A 17,264-nucleotide genomic window follows, 5' to 3' on the forward strand; every position below is an offset into this window, starting at 1 on the left:
AATTATGTTTCCCTTTTTTACGCTCGTGTTTCATTCTCTTTCAGATCTGGTCGCAGTTGAACCGCCTTTTCCAAATAAATATGGTTGATTTCTTTTTGTGATACAGTTGTATTTACATGGAACATGATGCGAATGCATTTTTTCAATGACAAAGGAACATTGATTTCTTGCATACACATTACTGGTACATATGTCCAACCTTCTTGTAAACGAATGACTTTAGCAGGGAAAGCTGCAGTAATATCATCTGTGACCGAAACAAACACAGAGGCAACACTATCCGCTTGTATGTCGTTTAAACGAATCATTTCTTGTACAAGCCGTTCTGTTGCCTGAAGGATTTCATTTTCTTCATTTTGTTCTACGGTTATTGCCCCCCGCACTCCTCTAATCATTTACATTCTCTCCATCCTTAAATAATTGTAGCTCTTTTTTGATTTCTTCTTCACCAAATTTTACTATAACCGGTTTGCCAATGCTTTCTAACAATACAAAGTGAATATCACCATTGACAGACTTTTTATCTTGCTTCATGCGGTTGATTAGTTTATCTGTCTCTAAATGTTCTGGAATCTGCACATCATATTGCAGCTTTGTCAGCCAGTTTAACCATTGCTGAAAAGAAAAATCAAAGCCATATTTCTTCTGACTTAATTTCATGGCAAATACCATACCGATGACAATTGCTTCCCCATGTGTGATATTTCCATAGCCCATTTCTGCCTCAATAGCATGACCTAAAGTATGGCCAAAATTCAAATATGCTCGAATACCTGCCTCTTTTTCATCTTGGCTTACAATATTTGCTTTAATTTCAATGCCTTTTTGTAGTAAAGAAGCCCATGTCTTCTCTGGTACATTTGCAAGATCTGTTATATCTTCCAAAAGCATGAAGTAAAATTCAGGATCGCTTATTAATGCGTGTTTCATTACTTCACCAAACCCGGATCTGATTTCTTTTAAAGGCAATGTTTGTAAATAAGCTGTATTATATATAACAGCTTCTGGCTGATAAAAAGCACCTATCATATTTTTGCCTTGAGGATGGTTAATCGCGACTTTTCCACCCACAGCACTATCATGCGCTAAAATCGTTGTTGGGAGCTGAATAAATGGAATTCCACGCATATAAGAAGCTGCTACAAATCCTGCTAAATCACCCACTGCTCCACCACCAAGTGCTAAAACAAAGGATTTACGATCCAGATTTTGCTCCAACGCAAATGTTAAGCAATTATAATACACTTCAAATGTTTTCGCCTTTTCTCCAGCAGGCACGGTATACGTGACATAAGCAAAAGAATCTAATTCTTGCTGTAGAGAAGCTAAATGAAGCTTCTCTACTGTTTCATCCGTAATGATTAATATTTTTGTCGTGCAAGGATAATGTTGTTGCAATATAGACGGCAGCTTGGTATGAACATTTTCTCCAATCAAAACATCATACATTTTAGATTCCGTTTTAACGGCAACTGTTTTCATTAAAATTCCCTCGCATACGTACGATGGTCATTAATATTGTTCAATAATGCATCAAATCTATCCGCGTAAAATTGATCAATAATGGCACAAGCTAATTCCCAAGCAACGACATTTTCTGCCACAACTGCTGCTGCTGGTACTGCACAGCTATCCGATCTTTCAATGCTTGCAGCAAATGGCTCTTTTGTTTCAATATCAACACTTTTTAGCGGTTTATATAAAGTCGGGATTGGTTTCATTACGCCTCTGACTACAATTGGCATTCCAGTTGACATTCCGCCTTCTAAGCCGCCTAATCTGTTTGTGCTGCGTGTATATCCTTTTTCTTCATCCCAAACAATTTCATCATGAACTTCACTGCCAGGTTTTCTTGCAGCTTCAAAGCCGATGCCAAATTCGACCCCTTTAAATGCATTGATACTCATAATCGCTCCTGCAAGTTTTGCATCAAGCTTACGGTCATAATGAACATAGCTGCCGACACCAGTTGGCATTCCTTCAACAATAACTTCCACAATTCCACCAATGGAATCACCATTTGCTTTTGCATCATCAATTGCTTTCATCATTTCTTTTTCGGCAATTGGATCTATACAGCGAACAGGTGAGTTTTCAGAAACTTCGACAACTTGATCAATGGAATCATATTCAACACCTGCAGATTTTACACCACCAATTTCTATTACATGTGATGCTATTTTAATCCCAAGTAAGGAAAGTAGTTTTTTGCCGACTGCACCTGCAGCTACTCTAACCGTTGTTTCCCTTGCGGATGACCTTTCCAACACATTTCGCATATCGCGATGGCCATATTTAATCGCACCGTTTAAATCTGCATGTCCTGGTCTTGGACGGGAGATTTTCCGTTTAATTTCTGCATCTTCCTCATTGATTGGTTCTTGACCCATAATTTTTGTCCAATGCTTCCAGTCATTATTATCGACTATTAAAGATACTGGTGAACCTAACGTATATCCATGTCTGATTCCTCCGCCAATCTCCACAGTATCTTTTTCAATTTGCATTCTTCTGCCACGTCCATGGCCTTTTTGTCTTCTTGCTAATTCTGTATTAATATCTTCTGCTAATAATGGCATTCCTGCTGGAAGACCCTCAATAATTGTTATAAGTTTGGGACCGTGTGATTCCCCTGAAGTTAAATATCTCATTTTTCGAATCCTTTCTCCCTTCAACGCTTTAAAGGAAATATGTTTCAATATACCATACGATTGATGATAAGAATAGTATAAAAAGCAAAAATAATAAAAAAGATAGCTAACTTTTACGAGTTTTCTGTCTTCTCCATCACTTATTTACTCATATGTATATCATAAACCATTTACTATCTTTTTAGTTACACTCTACATTAACGAGCATTCAAGTCAACAAAGAGATGAAAAGCTTTAATTTGCTGATTTATTGAACTTCCTCTTAAAGCGCAGATTATATTTTTTTATAAAAAAAAGTGTCTTCTGTTGCTAATCCATATTTGCCTGGATTAAAGATCTGTTCGGTACTGCCTACAAAGAAAACCCCGCCAGGACGCAAGGCAGCGGCAAATTTTTGATATAATTTATCTTTTGCCTCTTCTGTAAAATAAATAAGGACATTTCGGCATACAATTAAATCATACGATTCCTGAAAAGGATCTGCTAATAAATTTTGTTTTTTAAATACAACCGATTTTTTTATTTGTTCACTAATTTCATAAAAGCTTCCGTTTTCGATGAAATATTTTTGCTTTTGCTTTGCCGGAACCTCATTTAACGCTCTTTCCACGTAAAGGCCAGCCTGTGCCTTTTTAATCGCATTTTCATCAATATCCGTAGCTAATATATCATATTTTGGGAAAGCTGAACTATTAGCAAGAATCATAGAAATCGTATACGGCTCTTCACCTGTTGAACAAGCTGCGCTCCATACTTTCAGCCTTGATTTACTTTTATTAATTAGCCCTGGGAGTATCTTTTGTTCTAATACTTCCCATCTTTTATAATTACGATAAAATTCAGATACATTGATCGTCATTCGATCCAATAATTCTTCCATTAGTTCTTTATTTTTGCAAATCGCCTGAAAATAGTCACGAAAGGACGTGAAGCCTCTTTTTACGTAAAGAGATGTTAACCTTCTTTTCATTTGTGCTTCCTTATATAAGGATAAATCAATTCCTGATGTTTTGTAAAAATTACTGACAAAATCCTCATAATCTTTTTCCATTCTTTCCCCTCACAACACAACGGTAATTTCCTTTTTTTATAGTATAAACGATAATAATAAAAAAGGGAGATATAATTCATTAAGGAAACAAGTCTAACTTTAGAAAGTTATACTTCCTTTCCTTAATGAATCCATTTATTTGTCGCTTTTTCATATTCTATCAATTCCTCATCTTTAAAAAACAAAGCAATTTCTCTGGCAGCACTTTCAAATCCATCTGATCCGTGAATGACATTTTTGCGCATTACTACTCCAAAATCACCACGAATAGTACCTGGCAGTGCTTCCAGCGGATTTGTTTTCCCCATCATTAAACGTGCTTTTGCTATCACATCTTCCCCTTGCCATACCATGGCAAAAACAGGACCAGAAGTAATAAACCCGACTAAATCAGAAAAGAATGGTTTTTCAACATGTTCTTGATAGTGTTTTTCAGCTAACTCTTGTGAGATATGCATTAGTTTAGCACCAACTAACTGAAAGCCTTTTTGTTCAAAACGTTCGATAATTTTGCCTATTAGATTCCTTTGTACACCATCTGGCTTTACCATTAAAAACGTTCTTTCCATAAACTCACTCCCTATAAGAAAAGCGCAGGCGCCTTATCCTCATGCTTGAACACCCTTCTAATATTTCCGTTTCCCAATATATTTCGCAATTTGAATTAGTGCATTTTTGGACTTGTTATTCGGCAGAGATTCAATCGATTTTAATGCCTTTTCTAAATATAAATCACTAATTTTTAAGGAGCGCTCTACCGCATCTGAATTTTTAATAAGATCAATGATTTCTTGTAGCTGTTGTTTTTCCATGTCTTCATTCACCGTTATTATTTTATCGCGAAGCGCCTTATTTTCCATCGCAAAAAGAACCGGCAATGTAATATTTCCTTGCAGTAAATCCCCTCCAGCAGGTTTTCCTAACACTTTTTCTGTTGCGACAAAATCAAGGACATCATCAATAATCTGAAAAGACATTCCCACATAATAACCAAATTGATAAAGTTTTTTCTGATACTTTTCTTCGACCCCGGAAACAATGGCACCGACTAAAGAGCTTGCAGAAATTAAAAGGGCTGTTTTTCTTTTTATTCTGCGAAAATAATCTTTGATATTTTGATCAAAACGATATTTATCTTTTATTTGCTGAATTTCTCCAATACAAACTTCTACAATAGTATTTGCCAATACTTTATGCGCAGCGGTGTTTTCCAATTCACTCATTACCTCTAATGATCTGGCAAATATATAATCTCCTGTATACATGGCGACTTTATTATCCCATTTAGCCTTTATCGTTGGTTGTCCTCTGCGCAAATCAGCGTCATCGATTACATCATCATGAACTAAAGACGCCATATGTATTAATTCAAGCGAAACAGCAGCTTTTTTTATAACAGATAAATCATAATGACCAAATTTTCCTGCCAGCAATACAAATATTGGTCTAATTCTTTTTCCCCCTGCTTGCAAAAGATGCAAGGAAGATTCACGTAATAAAGAAGAATCAGCATTGACTGTTTCTTCTAGTGTCTTTTCAATCAATTCAAGATCTGAGTTCAAAAATGAATACATCATTTTTAATTTCACAAACAACTCACCTGTCTTTTACCTTCTATACGGATTATGCTCGTACAGAAACCTTATTTTTCTTTATGTCCTATATGAACGGCTGCAACCCCTCCACTGTAAGGTTTGTATGATACGTTTATTAATCCAGCTTGTCTAAACATATTAGCAAGTTCCTTCATTCCTGGAAAATCGCGTGCTGATTCTTGCAGCCAAGAATATTCTTTATAGCTTTTGGCAAACAGCTTGCCAAATAGAGGCATCACAAACCGAAAATAAAAATAGTAGCCTTGTTTAAAAACAGGCATCGTTGGCTGAGATGTTTCTAAACACACAACCATTCCTCCTGGCTTTACCACTCTTTTCATTTCTTTTAACACTTGCAAATAGTCTGGAACATTTCGTAAACCGAAGCCAATTGTTACATAATCAAAATGATTATCAGGAAATGGAAGCTCCATCGCATTGCCATGTATTAATTGTATATTTGCATATTTTTTTGTCTTCTCTTTTCCGATACTCAGCATATTTTCACTAAAATCTAGACCGGTTACATTGCCGTTTTGGCCGACAGCATCTGCCAAGCTAATGGTCCAATCAGCAGTACCACAGCAAACATCTAAAGCAGATGAACCTTTGGACACATTCATTTTTTTCATTGTATCTTTCCGCCAAATTTTATGTTGCTGAAAGCTAATCAATGTGTTCATTTTATCATAATTACCATAAATTTTTTCAAAAACATGGTGGACTTTCTCTTCTTTTGATTGCTGTTCCTGCATGGTATTACCCTTCTTCCACATACGTTTGTTATTGTTTACATTAATAAGAAAAGTGGAGGCGCCTTGCTTAGCCCCGAAGAAAAATGTTCTTCCTTGCTCAAAAAGTGCTCTTTACTTTTAGAGCCAAGAGGTTATCTTTCACAGGGGCTAGGCGCCGGAGCTAGACAGTTATCTAACTTGAAAAATTTTATACTTTCTTATCTGCTATGAAAAGCACAGGCGCCAAGCTAGACACCTGTAGAACTTCAAAATTTTACACTTTATTATCTTTTAATATGAGCTGAACCTTATTTTTTACTAAGCTGTTAATGGATGCTGGCAGCAATTCTGCTGCTTTTTTTAATTGATCACATAGAGCAAGCAAATGCTTTTCTACTATAAAATGAACATTGGATTGCTGTTTATCTTTTGCTGTCGTATTGTCTAATAGCAATATATCAATCACATTAGACTTCCCCGTTTTTAAGTATGTATTTTTTTCTTTTATTAATTTATTGATTATTAATAAAGAACGAGAAAAAGCCTTCCACTCTTCTAATTGAAAACGGGTAAATAGTTTATCTAACAATATATACTCTACTATTTCTATACTTTTAAACAATTGAAAACTATTTTTTTGCTTTTTTTGATAAAGCATGATTTTATGTTCGTTTATTTCCTTAATAGCTTCAGCAAACATTTTGATCATAAAAGTATCCTCAGCATCAGCCAACAATTTATAATAATGGCCACTGTAATAATCTCCTGCTAATACAGTCAGCTGCCTAGTCTTTTCCATTCCTTTGCTGCTGTTATTTGTTACAAGTTCATGGGTATCAAGGGCAATTTGAATTAATATAGTCGTAGTCGCGTATATTTCTACTTCTTTATCTGACAGTTTCGATTCTTGTAAGGCCGCAACTATTAAATAAAGTTTATCCTCATCCATACTCGGTTCAGGAATATGTTGAAACAAATACGCATTAGCTATTTTTTTAAAAACTTTTTTTCTTACATTCTCCACCATTTCTTGTGTTATTGCCATGTTATCACCCTTGTTCCCCTAATAATTATATTCTATTTCTTTTTGTGTAATGCTGTTTTCGTATAGATTGTTGCTTTTAAACGCGCAGCCTGAATACACTTCGCTTTCCGCGGGCGAGCGTCGAGCCTCCTCGTCGCATACGCTCCTGCGGGGTCTCGTCTTTCTCGCATTCCCACAGGAGTCTACGTGTATGCAGACTGCTAAGAAACCTTTTCCAAATGTTTATGTAAAAAACAACAAACTTTGAGAAAACAGCCTTATATAAAGACCCGATAATTATAACATAAAAAAGTGTTTTAATTTATAATTGCTTTGAAACTGCAAAAATCCATCTAAATTAGAGGGGATCAATTAAAAAAGCTCACGTCCTGTGAGCAAAGTTGAATTCACCACACCCTGTGAAAGTCCAGAAAATAGGCTTCACTGCCTAACTTCTCTTTTTAGCTTCCTGCTTATTTTAAAAAGGATAGCACTTCTGCTCTTGCATCAGGATTAGCGGCATATTTTCCACGTACAGCAGTAGTAATTGTTTTTGTACCCGGTTTATTAACCCCTCTCATCGTCATGCACATATGCTCTGCTTCAATTACAACCATCACCCCATGAGGTTCTAGCATTTCATTAATTGTATCCGCTACTGTTGTTGTAATCCTTTCTTGCAGCTGTGGTCTTTTTGCGACCGATTCAACTGCTCTTGCTAATTTACTTAGCCCGGTCACCTTTCCGTTTCTTGGAATATACGCTACGTGAGCTAATCCATAAAAGGGAACTAAATGATGTTCACACATGCTATAAAAGGGAATATCTTTTACTAGCACCAACTCTTCATGATCTTCTCCGAAAATTGTTTGAAAATACTCTTTTGGATCTTCTTGTAATCCAGAAAAGATTTCACTGTACATTTTCGCAACCCGTGCAGGTGTATCTAGTAAACCCTCTCTATTAGGATCTTCTCCAATTGCTTCTAAAATTAATTTTACAGCATCTTCAATTTGCGCCAAGTTTACTTTAGCCATTCTTTTTCCTCCTAAAGCCTTTCATTCCGTTTTCCTCTACTCATATTAGCATAATCGACCACGTAAAACTATGAAAGGTTAACCCATAGAATAATTTTGTGTAGTCCTTTCACTTTTTATAAGGAATCTATCATTATTTCCAGTTAGCTTTCTTAAAAATACATATAATAAGGAGAGTAATCTAAAAGTGGAAGTTTGTCGACTGTTTATTTATGCTCAAGTGGTATTTTATTCGTAGGTTGTCTTTATATCCATCGGCACTAGTACATTTTTGTACATCAAAGCGAGTCAAAAAAGTAAAAGGCGCTTTAGCATTCTGTATTTTTGACCATTGAGAAAGTGGAGTATTTCCTCTTACCGCCATCTACCTTCAAACATTTTATACTTCTTATCTCTCAAACAGAAAAACCGCGAATAATCGCGGTTTTCATTTAAATACGTTGCAATAATGTATGTAATTACTTCACTGCGTCTTTAAGTGCTTTACCTGGTTTAAAAGCAGGAACTTTGCTAGCTGCAATTTCAATTTCTTCACCTGTTTGAGGATTGCGTCCTTTACGTGCTGCACGCTCACGTACCTCAAAGTTACCGAAACCGATAAGTTGTACCTTATCCCCATCTTTTAATGCATTTAAGATTGTATCGAAAACAGCATCAACTGCTTTAGTAGCATCTTTTTTTGATAATTCACTTGCTTCAGCAACTGCATTAATTAATTCTGTTTTGTTCATGCCTTTCACCTCCTCCCAAAAGTTTCAAATAAATCTTCACATTCATTTCCTATCATTATTTGTAAACAATTTTTCGGAATTATATACGTCATCCCGAACTTTTTCTTAAACATGGACTATAATAGTGCATGTATGAGAATAAATCAAGTAAAAAGCTAATACTCTACCTTTAAAAAAAGCGTTAAGTTGCTTATGTGACGCTAATTCCTTTAAAAGATTATCATAATCATTAAATCTTATCAAGAAATTTTATCTTAAATGGCGAGAAAACCCCCGTTAACCACAAAAAAGAACCCTTAATAGAGTTCTCCTAAAGTATAATAGCAATTAATCCTCCCGATCCTTCGTTAATTATTCTTTCAAGCGTTTCTTTTAACTTATATCTCGCATTTTCTGGCATTAAAGAAAGCTTTGCTTGTATACCTTCCCGTACGATGGAACTCAAGCTTCTTCCAAATATATCAGAATTCCAAATGGATAATGGATCATCTTCAAAGTCTTGCATTAAGTATCTAACAAGCTCTTCACTTTGTTTCTCTGAGCCTATAATTGGAGCAAATTCTGATTCTACATCCACTTTTATCATATGAATGGATGGAGCTACAGCTTTCAGTCTTACACCAAAACGGGATCCTTGTCGAATAATTTCCGGCTCATCTAAGCTCATATCAACTAAAGAAGGCGCTGCAATTCCGTAGCCTGTTTGCTTTACCATTTTTAATGCATCTGAAATTTGATCATATTCTGTTTTCGCATGAGCAAAATCTTGCATCAGTTCTAATAAATGATCTTTCCCTCTTATTTCTACACCAACAATCTCCTTTAAGATTTCATCATATAGTTCATCAGGTGCAAAAAGATCAATTTCTGCCACCCCTTGCCCCATTTCAATACCAGCTAATCCAGCTTTGTCAATAAACTCATAATCACTAAATTGCTGAACCACTCGATCTACATCTCTTAATCTTTTAATATCTTTTACTGTTTCTTTCACCGCATCTTGATAGTTATCGCGCAGCCAGTGATTTTCTCGCAGCACCATTACCCAACTTGGTAAATTTACATTTACTTCTAATACCGGGAATTCAAAAAGAGCCTCTCTCATTACATTTAAGACATCAGACTCTCTCATACTTTCCACACTCATCGCAATCACCGGGATATCATATTTTTCCGTCAGTTCCGCTCTCAGCGCTTCTGTATTTGGATGAAATGGTTGCGCACTATTAATGATCATAATAAACGGCTTACCAACCTCTTTTAATTCCTCTATTACACGACTTTCTGCTTCTAAATAATTACTTCTTGGAATATCTCCAATCGTACCGTCTGTTGTAATGACAACGCCAATTGTACTATGTTCTTGAATAACCTTTCTTGTACCAATTTCAGCTGCTTCATGGAATGGAATAGGCTCTTCATACCATGGTGTATTAATCATTCTCGGACCATTTTCATCCTCATAACCCTGTGCTCCAGGAACAGTATATCCAACACAATCGACAAGTCTTATGTTAACGTCTAATCCTTCATCAACGGTTACGGAGGCAGCTTGGTTTGGAACGAACTTCGGTTCTGTTGTCATGATTGTTTTTCCTGCAGCACTTTGTGGCAGCTCATCTTTGGTACGTGTACGGTCTCCTTCATTTTCCATATTAGGGATTACGACAAGTTCCATAAATTTTTTTATAAAAGTTGATTTTCCAGTTCGAACAGCACCTACTACTCCTAAATAAATATCGCCGCCCGTTCTTTCGGCAATATCTTTAAAAATATTGACCTTTTCCAAGTGATCCCCTCCTGAACTTTCCCTAGCATATGGGATGGTAAAATACTATATGACAATATATATTTATGACGTTGTCCTATCTCTTTATGACTGATTTTATAAAATTCCCTCCTCCTACATATATTTTCATTCCGTATTCCGTTAACGAAAGATCGTCATACTTATCATGTAAAGTTTTCGTTTATCATTCAAACCGGCAATGATCCGTTTTTTTACATGTCATTATTTTTGTGGCTGTTTTCGTATAGATTGTTGCTTTTAAAATCGCAGCCTGAATACACTTCGCTTTCCGCGGGCGAGCGTCGAGCCTCCTCGTCGCATACGCTCCTGCGGGGTCTCGTCTTTCTCGCATTCCCGCAGGAGTCTACGTGTATGCAGGCTGCTGAGTACTTCTTTCCCCATTTTTTCACATAAAAAAACAACAAACTTTGAGAAAACAGCCTTATTTATACTCAAGTTCATCAATTAGCCTTTAAGAGGTTTTTCAATATCTATCTAACTTGAGACTTATAAATTCTGGTAAAAATTAAAAAAACCTTCTCTTCAATATATTCTTGAAAAGAAAGGTTATGACATTTTCCTATAAAATCTAGAATAAAAAAATACCAAAATAAAGTAGGGGAAACTTTATTTTGGCAATCATTGACTATTGTACCCTAACCCTGTTCAATCCACCAGGTTGCTTCGTTGCATTGTATGCTGAGCCTTTTAAATCGCTTCATTAAAATGCCTATTTTCTTTGAAAAAATACAGTTTTTTTTTACGTTCATTCTATGTACTGGGAGGCAAGGATGTTTAAAAATCTTCCATCTCATGCGTTTTGCCTCTTTCCATTAAACTGTCAACTGCATCCTTTGCATTTCCGCCATTAAAGAGCACATTATACAAGGCAGTAGTGATCGGCATTTCAACTTGATATTTCTGTGAAAGCTGGTAGGCAGCTTTTGTTGTCCGGATTCCTTCGACAACCATTCCCATATTCTCTAATACTTCCTCAAGGGCACAGCCTTTTCCTAAAAGGTTTCCTGCCCTCCAGTTTCTTGAATGAACACTTGTACAAGTTACGATTAAATCACCAATTCCTGTTAATCCAGCAAATGTTAATGGGTTAGCACCCATTTTCGTTCCAAGCCTCGCCATTTCAGCTAACCCTCTTGTAATCAAAGCAGCTTTTGCATTGTCGCCATATCCTAAACCATCTGTAATACCTGCGCAAACAGCGATAATATTTTTTAATGCTCCGCCTATTTCTACGCCAATAATGTCAGGATTCGTATATACTCTAAAATTTGAATTAATAAATAAGTCTTGGACTTTTTCTGCTTCTTCCATGTTTTTAGACGAAACAGTAACAGTAGTTGGATGACGTAAACTAACTTCCTCTGCGTGACTTGGACCAGAAAGTACGACAATGCTTTTTATCAAGTCAGCAGGAATTTCTTCTTCCATAATTTCAGAAATTCGCAGCAATGTCTCAGGCTCAATCCCTTTGCTGACATGAATAAATGTTAGTGGTTTCTTAATAAAGCTTAGCATTTGTCCGATTACTTCACGTATTGCTTTTGTAGGTACAGATAATACAATATAGGAAACATCTTTTAACGCTGCTTCTATAGAAGTAAAGCCATGTACTTCTAGTGGAAGAATAATACCTGGCAAATACTTTTTATTTTCATGATGTTGATTTATTCCATCTATTGTTTGCTGATTTTTCCCCCATATTTGGACCGTATGTCCATTATCGGCAAGTACTAATGATAATGCGGTTCCCCAACTACCTGCACCTATCATTGCAATTTTATTTTTCCCGTCAGCCATTTTTAACACCTCTTTTTATTTTCGTTCTCTAGCAAAGATTTTAATTGGTGTCCCTTCAAAACCAAAAGCATCCCTTATTCGATTTTCTAAGAAACGTTCATAAGAGAAATGAAGCAGTTCTGGGTCATTTACAAAAACAACAAATGTTGGAGGGCCAACAGCTACTTGTGTTGCATAATAAATTTTTAATCGCTTTCCTTTGTCTGTTGGAGTTGGATTCATTGCAACCGCATCCATAATGACATCATTTAATACACTTGTTTCGACGCGGCGTGAATGATTTTCACTAGCCAAATTTATCATTGGAATAAGTGTATGAATACGTTTTTTCGTTTTTGCAGATAAAAATACAATTGGAGCATAATCTAAAAATAAGAAATGTTCGCGAATATTTTGTTCAAATGCTTTCATTGTTTTTTCATCTTTTTCGACTGCATCCCATTTATTGACAACAATAATAACCGCTCTACCTGCTTCATGAGCATAGCCAGCAATCTTTTTATCTTGCTCAATAATTCCTTCTTCACCATCGATTACAACTAATACAACATCCGATCTTTCAATGGCTCTTAATGCACGAAGCACACTGTATTTTTCAGTACTTTCGTACACCTTGCCTTTTTTTCTCATTCCTGCAGTGTCAATAATGACATAAGGATCTCCGTTCACTGTTACTTGAGAGTCAATTGCATCCCTTGTCGTTCCCGCAATATTACTTACTATCACTCGCTCTTCACCAAGAATAGCATTTACTAATGAAGATTTCCCAACATTTGGTCTTCCAATTAAAGAAAACTTGATGACGTCATCACCATATTCCTTTGTTTCTCTTTTCGGAAAATTCTTTGCTGCTTCATCTAATAAATCACCTAATCCTAAGCCATGAGAACCTGAAATAGGTACTGGTTCACCAAAACCTAACGAATAGAAATCATAAATCTGCTCTCTCATTTCAGGATTATCAATCTTATTAACAGCAAGTACAACAGGTTTTTTCGCACGATATAAAATCTTTGCTACTTCTTCATCTGCAGAGGTTACCCCTTCTCGACCATTTGTGATAAAGATAATTACATCCGCTTCCTCAATAGCAATTTCTGCCTGCAGTCTGATTTGATCTAAAAATGGCTCATCGCCTATATCAATTCCACCTGTATCAATTAAATTAAAGTCATGATTTAACCATTCTGCCGAGCTATATATACGATCCCTTGTTACTCCCGGAATATCTTCTACTATCGAAATACGTTCTCCAACAATTCTATTAAAAATAGTGGATTTGCCTACATTCGGCCTTCCAACTATTGCAATTACCGGTTTTGCCATCCTTTTCAACCCTTTCTTTTATGCTAAAATTCCTATAATACCTATTGTCAAAAGTAGAAATTAGCTCCATCCATATATCCGATTAGTTCAAACCAACAATAGGGGATGGAAGAATACCCCTGTTGGATGTTTCACTTTATCAAACGCTTAAAGGTGTCCCCCAATGGGCATCCTCCAACTTTCTGATTAGAAAGTTGGATTAGATCCCGTATACTAGGACACCCTCTAACTTATTTATTTTAACAAAGTGCTATATGACTAGCAAGAATAAACAGAATAAAAGAACAGACTTTTAATGTATTCATGATAGTTTTTGCTTTTCTTTTTCCATCATATAAATATGCTGTTCCCATTTTGCAAGATACTCTTTCACGATGTACAACGTGATAATGGAAGTAATGCTAATTAGTAAACAATCAAAAAAATGCAACGTTCCAATTGAATAAAAAACATGATACGGCTTCAAAAGCAATGCAAACAATATGTCGCCATTTATACTTCCAAAAAGGATTAACATTATTTGTTTAACAGGATTGCTATATAAAACCCTTGCTAGGATCATTAAAAAAATAGCTAACATCCAGTTTTGATTAAAAAGCATCCATACAGGGTCAAGAATTGCCAATAATTGAAACGTACAATAGGCAAGCATGGTTAAAAAAACACAAATAAAAAAGGAAAATATAGCTGTTTTTCTTAAACTTGCAGCATATATAAATAGAACTCCTAAAATTATCAATAATAACCAGGAGATAGTAAAACCCCCAACATTTAATTGATAGGGAGATATAATGATAGCTAGCAATAAACAAACAGAATAAGCAAAACGATATTTATTCTCTTTTTTCATAAAAAATGTAGTAATAATCCAAAGCACCCAAGTACACCAATAAAATGATGCCCCATCCATTTTCTCACACTCCTCCTCTTCATTATGGCTCTTTCTATAAACTTTAAACGAAAATGAATAATCTTCTGTAAATTTATCATCCTAAAAGAGGACAGACTAATAGTAGGAGGTGTTAGGAATGGGAAGAGACAGACAAGAAAAGAAGTTGAAAAATAGTAAGCGAGTGGAATCAGATCGCGATCAAGCATTGCATTATCCAGGTGCAACTAAAATGCAAAGCCCAGAAGAAGCCAGGGATTTAAACGATAATAAATAAACTTGTTTATAGCAAATTGAAACTTTGATAAACCGGGTGTGATCTTCCCCTTAAAAAAGAGAGAGCAAGCAATTCGTTCATTGCCGCTCTCTCTTTTTACATAGATTATTTCTTTAGTTTTTTAAGCTGCTCCCCAATCATATCTCCTAATTGGAAACCTTTTGACTCTTCAGGCAACTCATAAACCTCTTCATCATCTTGTTCTTTTTCTGTCAATTCTTTAATGCTTAATGAAAGACGCTGTTCTTGTTCGTTAACATCTAACACTTTCACTTGAACTTCCTGACCCTCTTTTAATACTTCATGGGGTGTACCAATATGTTTATGGGCAATTTGTGAGATATGCACAAGTCCTTCCACACCAGGGAATACTTCAATAAATGCACCATAAGATACTATTCGTTTAACTGTTCCATCAAGGATGCTTCCCACTGCTGCTTTTTGGGCAATTTGTGCCCATGGTCCTGGCAATGTATCCTTTATCGATAACGAAATGCGATCATTATTTCGATCAACACTTAATACTTTTACATTTACTTCTTGCCCTTCTGATACAACATCAGAAGGATTGGATATATGTTCATATGATAATTGAGAGATATGAACTAATCCATCAATTCCACCTAAATCGACAAATGCACCAAAATCGGTAATTCTTTGAACTACACCTGAAATCGTTTGACCGACTTCTAATGAATCAAGTAAATTTTGTTTTTGTTTGCTTTTCTCTTCTTCAATTACAGCGCGATGGGAAAGAATTAAACGATTTTTATCTTTTTCTAATTCTACAATTTTAAAAGAGATCGTTTGTCCTTTATAGTCAGAAAAATCTTCTACATAATGTGCCTCTACTAAGGAAGCAGGAACAAATCCTCGTACACCAAGATCTACTACTAACCCGCCCTTTACTACATCTTTTACTTCTGCTTCAAATATTTCACCAGATTGAAACTTTTCTTCTAAACTATCCCAAGCTTTTTCCGCATCTACTTTTCTCTTAGATAAAACAAGTGCTTCTTCTTCTACTTTGATAACTTGAAGTTCAAGTTCATCCCCTTCAGAAACAACATCACTCGCTTTTTCAATATGCAGACTAGATAGCTCACTGATCGGGATTAGTCCATCCAATTTACTATTTTGAATTGCAACAATTACTTGTTTTTCTTCCACTTTTGTAACTTGTCCAATTACGTTTTGTCCTACCTCAAAATTATTTACAACAATATCATTTAATTCTTCAGACATATGTACTCCTCCTTATGCTTCACTAAACTAAAAGTTTAAAACAATCTAGTCAGGTTTCAAACCTAAAATGGTTTATCGACAAATATTTGTTTTCTTAGCCGCTCTCCTTCTTCAGATGCCATTTACTCAATAACAAACTTGCTCATTACAAGGTTTCGGCAGGATGATGGGACAAGCATTTTCGATCATCCTTTCTATTTGCAGCTTTATACTTTGTCAATAATCTGACTAATATGTTCAAAACATAATTGTTTAGAATTTCAAATTATTTGAATACTGCAAAATATATTTCTTTTATTTAACTTCTTATAAATAGCTGCTTTTGTCAAGTAAGAAAACTTCATTAGGAATAGATGCCGAAAAAGAATTCACAAAATGTTGAAATATCATTTTCGTTGCTATTCCTATGTTGTTTTACATCAATGTGTAATTTTTTCCACAGTAAGTTCCATTATGCGGTTTACTACATCTGTAATGGAAAGAGAAGTTGTATCAATTTCCGTTGCATCTGATGCTTTTTTTAATGGAGCAACTTCCCGTTCTGAATCTAATTTATCTCTTGTTGCAATTTCTTGCTTTAATAATTCTAAATCAGAGGAATAACCTTTATTAATATTTTCCGTATGACGGCGAATTGCCCGTTCTTCAACGGATGCTAACAAAAATACTTTTACTTCAGCAGTTGGAATAACATGTGTTCCAATATCTCTGCCATCCATTACCACGCCGCCGTTTACTGCAAACAACTGCTGGCGTCGAACCATTTCTTCTCGCACTAATTTATGCTTTGCAACAGCTGAAACAGAGTTTGTTACAGTACTTGTCCTAATTTCGTCTGTTACATTATTATTATCTAAAAAAATCAATTGTCCTTTATCACTTGGAAACAGTTCAATCACGGTATTCTCCAGCATTTTTATTAATGCTTGTTCATCTTCAAGATGAAGTTGATTCGTAATTGCTTTATAAGTTAGGGCCCGATACATCGCACCAGTATCAATATAAATATAACCAAGCTTTTCCGCTACTATTTTAGCAACCGTACTTTTCCCAGCAGCAGCTGGTCCATCAATTGCAATACTAATTTTTTTACTCAT

The 17,264-nt window shown here is 35.5% G+C and carries 17 protein-coding genes; 1 reads left to right on the plus strand and 16 read right to left on the minus strand.

Annotated elements, in window-relative coordinates; all coding sequences use genetic code 11:
• Window positions 1-17: 17 nt before the first annotated feature.
• From aroH to ACTXGU_RS02820, 14 genes are all read right to left on the minus strand, one after another.
• A complete protein-coding gene (gene aroH / locus ACTXGU_RS02755; protein WP_443479965.1) occupies window positions 18-395 on the minus strand; it encodes a chorismate mutase in 378 nt (125 codons plus the stop codon).
• Window positions 388-1,482, minus strand: coding sequence for a 3-dehydroquinate synthase (aroB, locus tag ACTXGU_RS02760; RefSeq protein ID WP_443479966.1), 1,095 nt, complete (start codon window positions 1,480-1,482; stop codon window positions 388-390). The genes aroH and aroB overlap by 8 nt, the downstream gene beginning before the upstream one ends.
• Window positions 1,482-2,651, minus strand: coding sequence for a chorismate synthase (gene aroC / locus ACTXGU_RS02765; protein WP_443479967.1), 1,170 nt, complete (start codon window positions 2,649-2,651; stop codon window positions 1,482-1,484). Before aroC ends, aroB begins: the two co-directional genes overlap by 1 nt.
• 274 nt (window positions 2,652-2,925) lie before the next feature.
• Window positions 2,926-3,702 carry a CheR family methyltransferase gene (locus tag ACTXGU_RS02770; protein WP_443479968.1) on the minus strand — a complete coding sequence of 259 codons (777 nt, stop codon included), beginning with the start codon at window positions 3,700-3,702 and terminating at the stop codon, window positions 2,926-2,928.
• Window positions 3,703-3,824: 122 nt separating this feature from the next.
• Window positions 3,825-4,271: a nucleoside-diphosphate kinase gene (gene ndk, locus ACTXGU_RS02775; RefSeq protein WP_443479969.1), complete on the minus strand. Its 447-nt coding sequence runs from the start codon at window positions 4,269-4,271 to the stop codon at window positions 3,825-3,827.
• Between the two features lie 57 nt (window positions 4,272-4,328).
• Complete coding sequence (gene hepT, locus ACTXGU_RS02780) at window positions 4,329-5,291, minus strand: heptaprenyl diphosphate synthase component II (protein ID WP_443479970.1); 963 nt, start codon at window positions 5,289-5,291, stop codon at window positions 4,329-4,331.
• 53 nt (window positions 5,292-5,344) lie between these two features.
• Complete coding sequence (locus ACTXGU_RS02785; RefSeq protein WP_443479971.1) at window positions 5,345-6,052, minus strand: demethylmenaquinone methyltransferase; 708 nt, start codon at window positions 6,050-6,052, stop codon at window positions 5,345-5,347.
• A 253-nt stretch (window positions 6,053-6,305) separates the two neighbouring features.
• Window positions 6,306-7,076: a heptaprenyl diphosphate synthase component 1 gene (locus ACTXGU_RS02790; RefSeq protein ID WP_443479972.1), complete on the minus strand. Its 771-nt coding sequence runs from the start codon at window positions 7,074-7,076 to the stop codon at window positions 6,306-6,308.
• A gap of 452 nt (window positions 7,077-7,528) precedes the next feature.
• Window positions 7,529-8,092, minus strand: a complete 564-nt coding sequence (gene folE / locus ACTXGU_RS02795; protein WP_443479973.1) for a GTP cyclohydrolase I FolE — start codon at window positions 8,090-8,092, stop codon at window positions 7,529-7,531.
• A gap of 458 nt (window positions 8,093-8,550) precedes the next feature.
• Window positions 8,551-8,823 (minus strand): HU family DNA-binding protein, encoded by a 273-nt coding sequence (locus ACTXGU_RS02800; protein WP_016203034.1) that lies wholly within the window; start codon window positions 8,821-8,823, stop codon window positions 8,551-8,553.
• A gap of 310 nt (window positions 8,824-9,133) precedes the next feature.
• Window positions 9,134-10,612 (minus strand): stage IV sporulation protein A, encoded by a 1,479-nt coding sequence (gene spoIVA / locus ACTXGU_RS02805; protein WP_443479974.1) that lies wholly within the window; start codon window positions 10,610-10,612, stop codon window positions 9,134-9,136.
• Window positions 10,613-11,407: 795 nt separating this feature from the next.
• Complete coding sequence (locus tag ACTXGU_RS02810) at window positions 11,408-12,430, minus strand: NAD(P)H-dependent glycerol-3-phosphate dehydrogenase (RefSeq protein ID WP_443479975.1); 1,023 nt, start codon at window positions 12,428-12,430, stop codon at window positions 11,408-11,410.
• A gap of 15 nt (window positions 12,431-12,445) precedes the next feature.
• The gene (gene der / locus ACTXGU_RS02815; RefSeq protein ID WP_443479976.1) at window positions 12,446-13,756 is read right to left on the minus strand and encodes a ribosome biogenesis GTPase Der; all 1,311 of its coding nucleotides are present in this window, start codon (window positions 13,754-13,756) and stop codon (window positions 12,446-12,448) included.
• 301 nt (window positions 13,757-14,057) lie between these two features.
• Window positions 14,058-14,666 carry a YphA family membrane protein gene (locus ACTXGU_RS02820; protein ID WP_443479977.1) on the minus strand — a complete coding sequence of 203 codons (609 nt, stop codon included), beginning with the start codon at window positions 14,664-14,666 and terminating at the stop codon, window positions 14,058-14,060.
• 118 nt (window positions 14,667-14,784) lie between these two features.
• On the opposite strand from ACTXGU_RS02820, the gene ACTXGU_RS02825 reads away from it, so the two are divergent.
• Window positions 14,785-14,922 (plus strand): YpzI family protein, encoded by a 138-nt coding sequence (locus ACTXGU_RS02825; RefSeq protein ID WP_443479978.1) that lies wholly within the window; start codon window positions 14,785-14,787, stop codon window positions 14,920-14,922.
• A 105-nt stretch (window positions 14,923-15,027) separates the two neighbouring features.
• On the opposite strand, the gene rpsA is transcribed toward ACTXGU_RS02825, so the two are convergent.
• Together rpsA and cmk are read right to left on the minus strand one after the other, a co-directional pair.
• Entirely contained in the window at window positions 15,028-16,167 is a 1,140-nt protein-coding gene (gene rpsA / locus ACTXGU_RS02830; RefSeq protein ID WP_443479979.1) for a 30S ribosomal protein S1, read from the minus strand.
• 419 nt (window positions 16,168-16,586) lie between these two features.
• Window positions 16,587-17,264 carry a (d)CMP kinase gene (cmk, locus tag ACTXGU_RS02835; protein ID WP_443479980.1) on the minus strand — a complete coding sequence of 226 codons (678 nt, stop codon included), beginning with the start codon at window positions 17,262-17,264 and terminating at the stop codon, window positions 16,587-16,589.

Source organism: Niallia sp. 01092 (genome assembly GCF_052318935.1).
GTDB lineage: Bacteria > Bacillota > Bacilli > Bacillales > Cytobacillaceae > Niallia.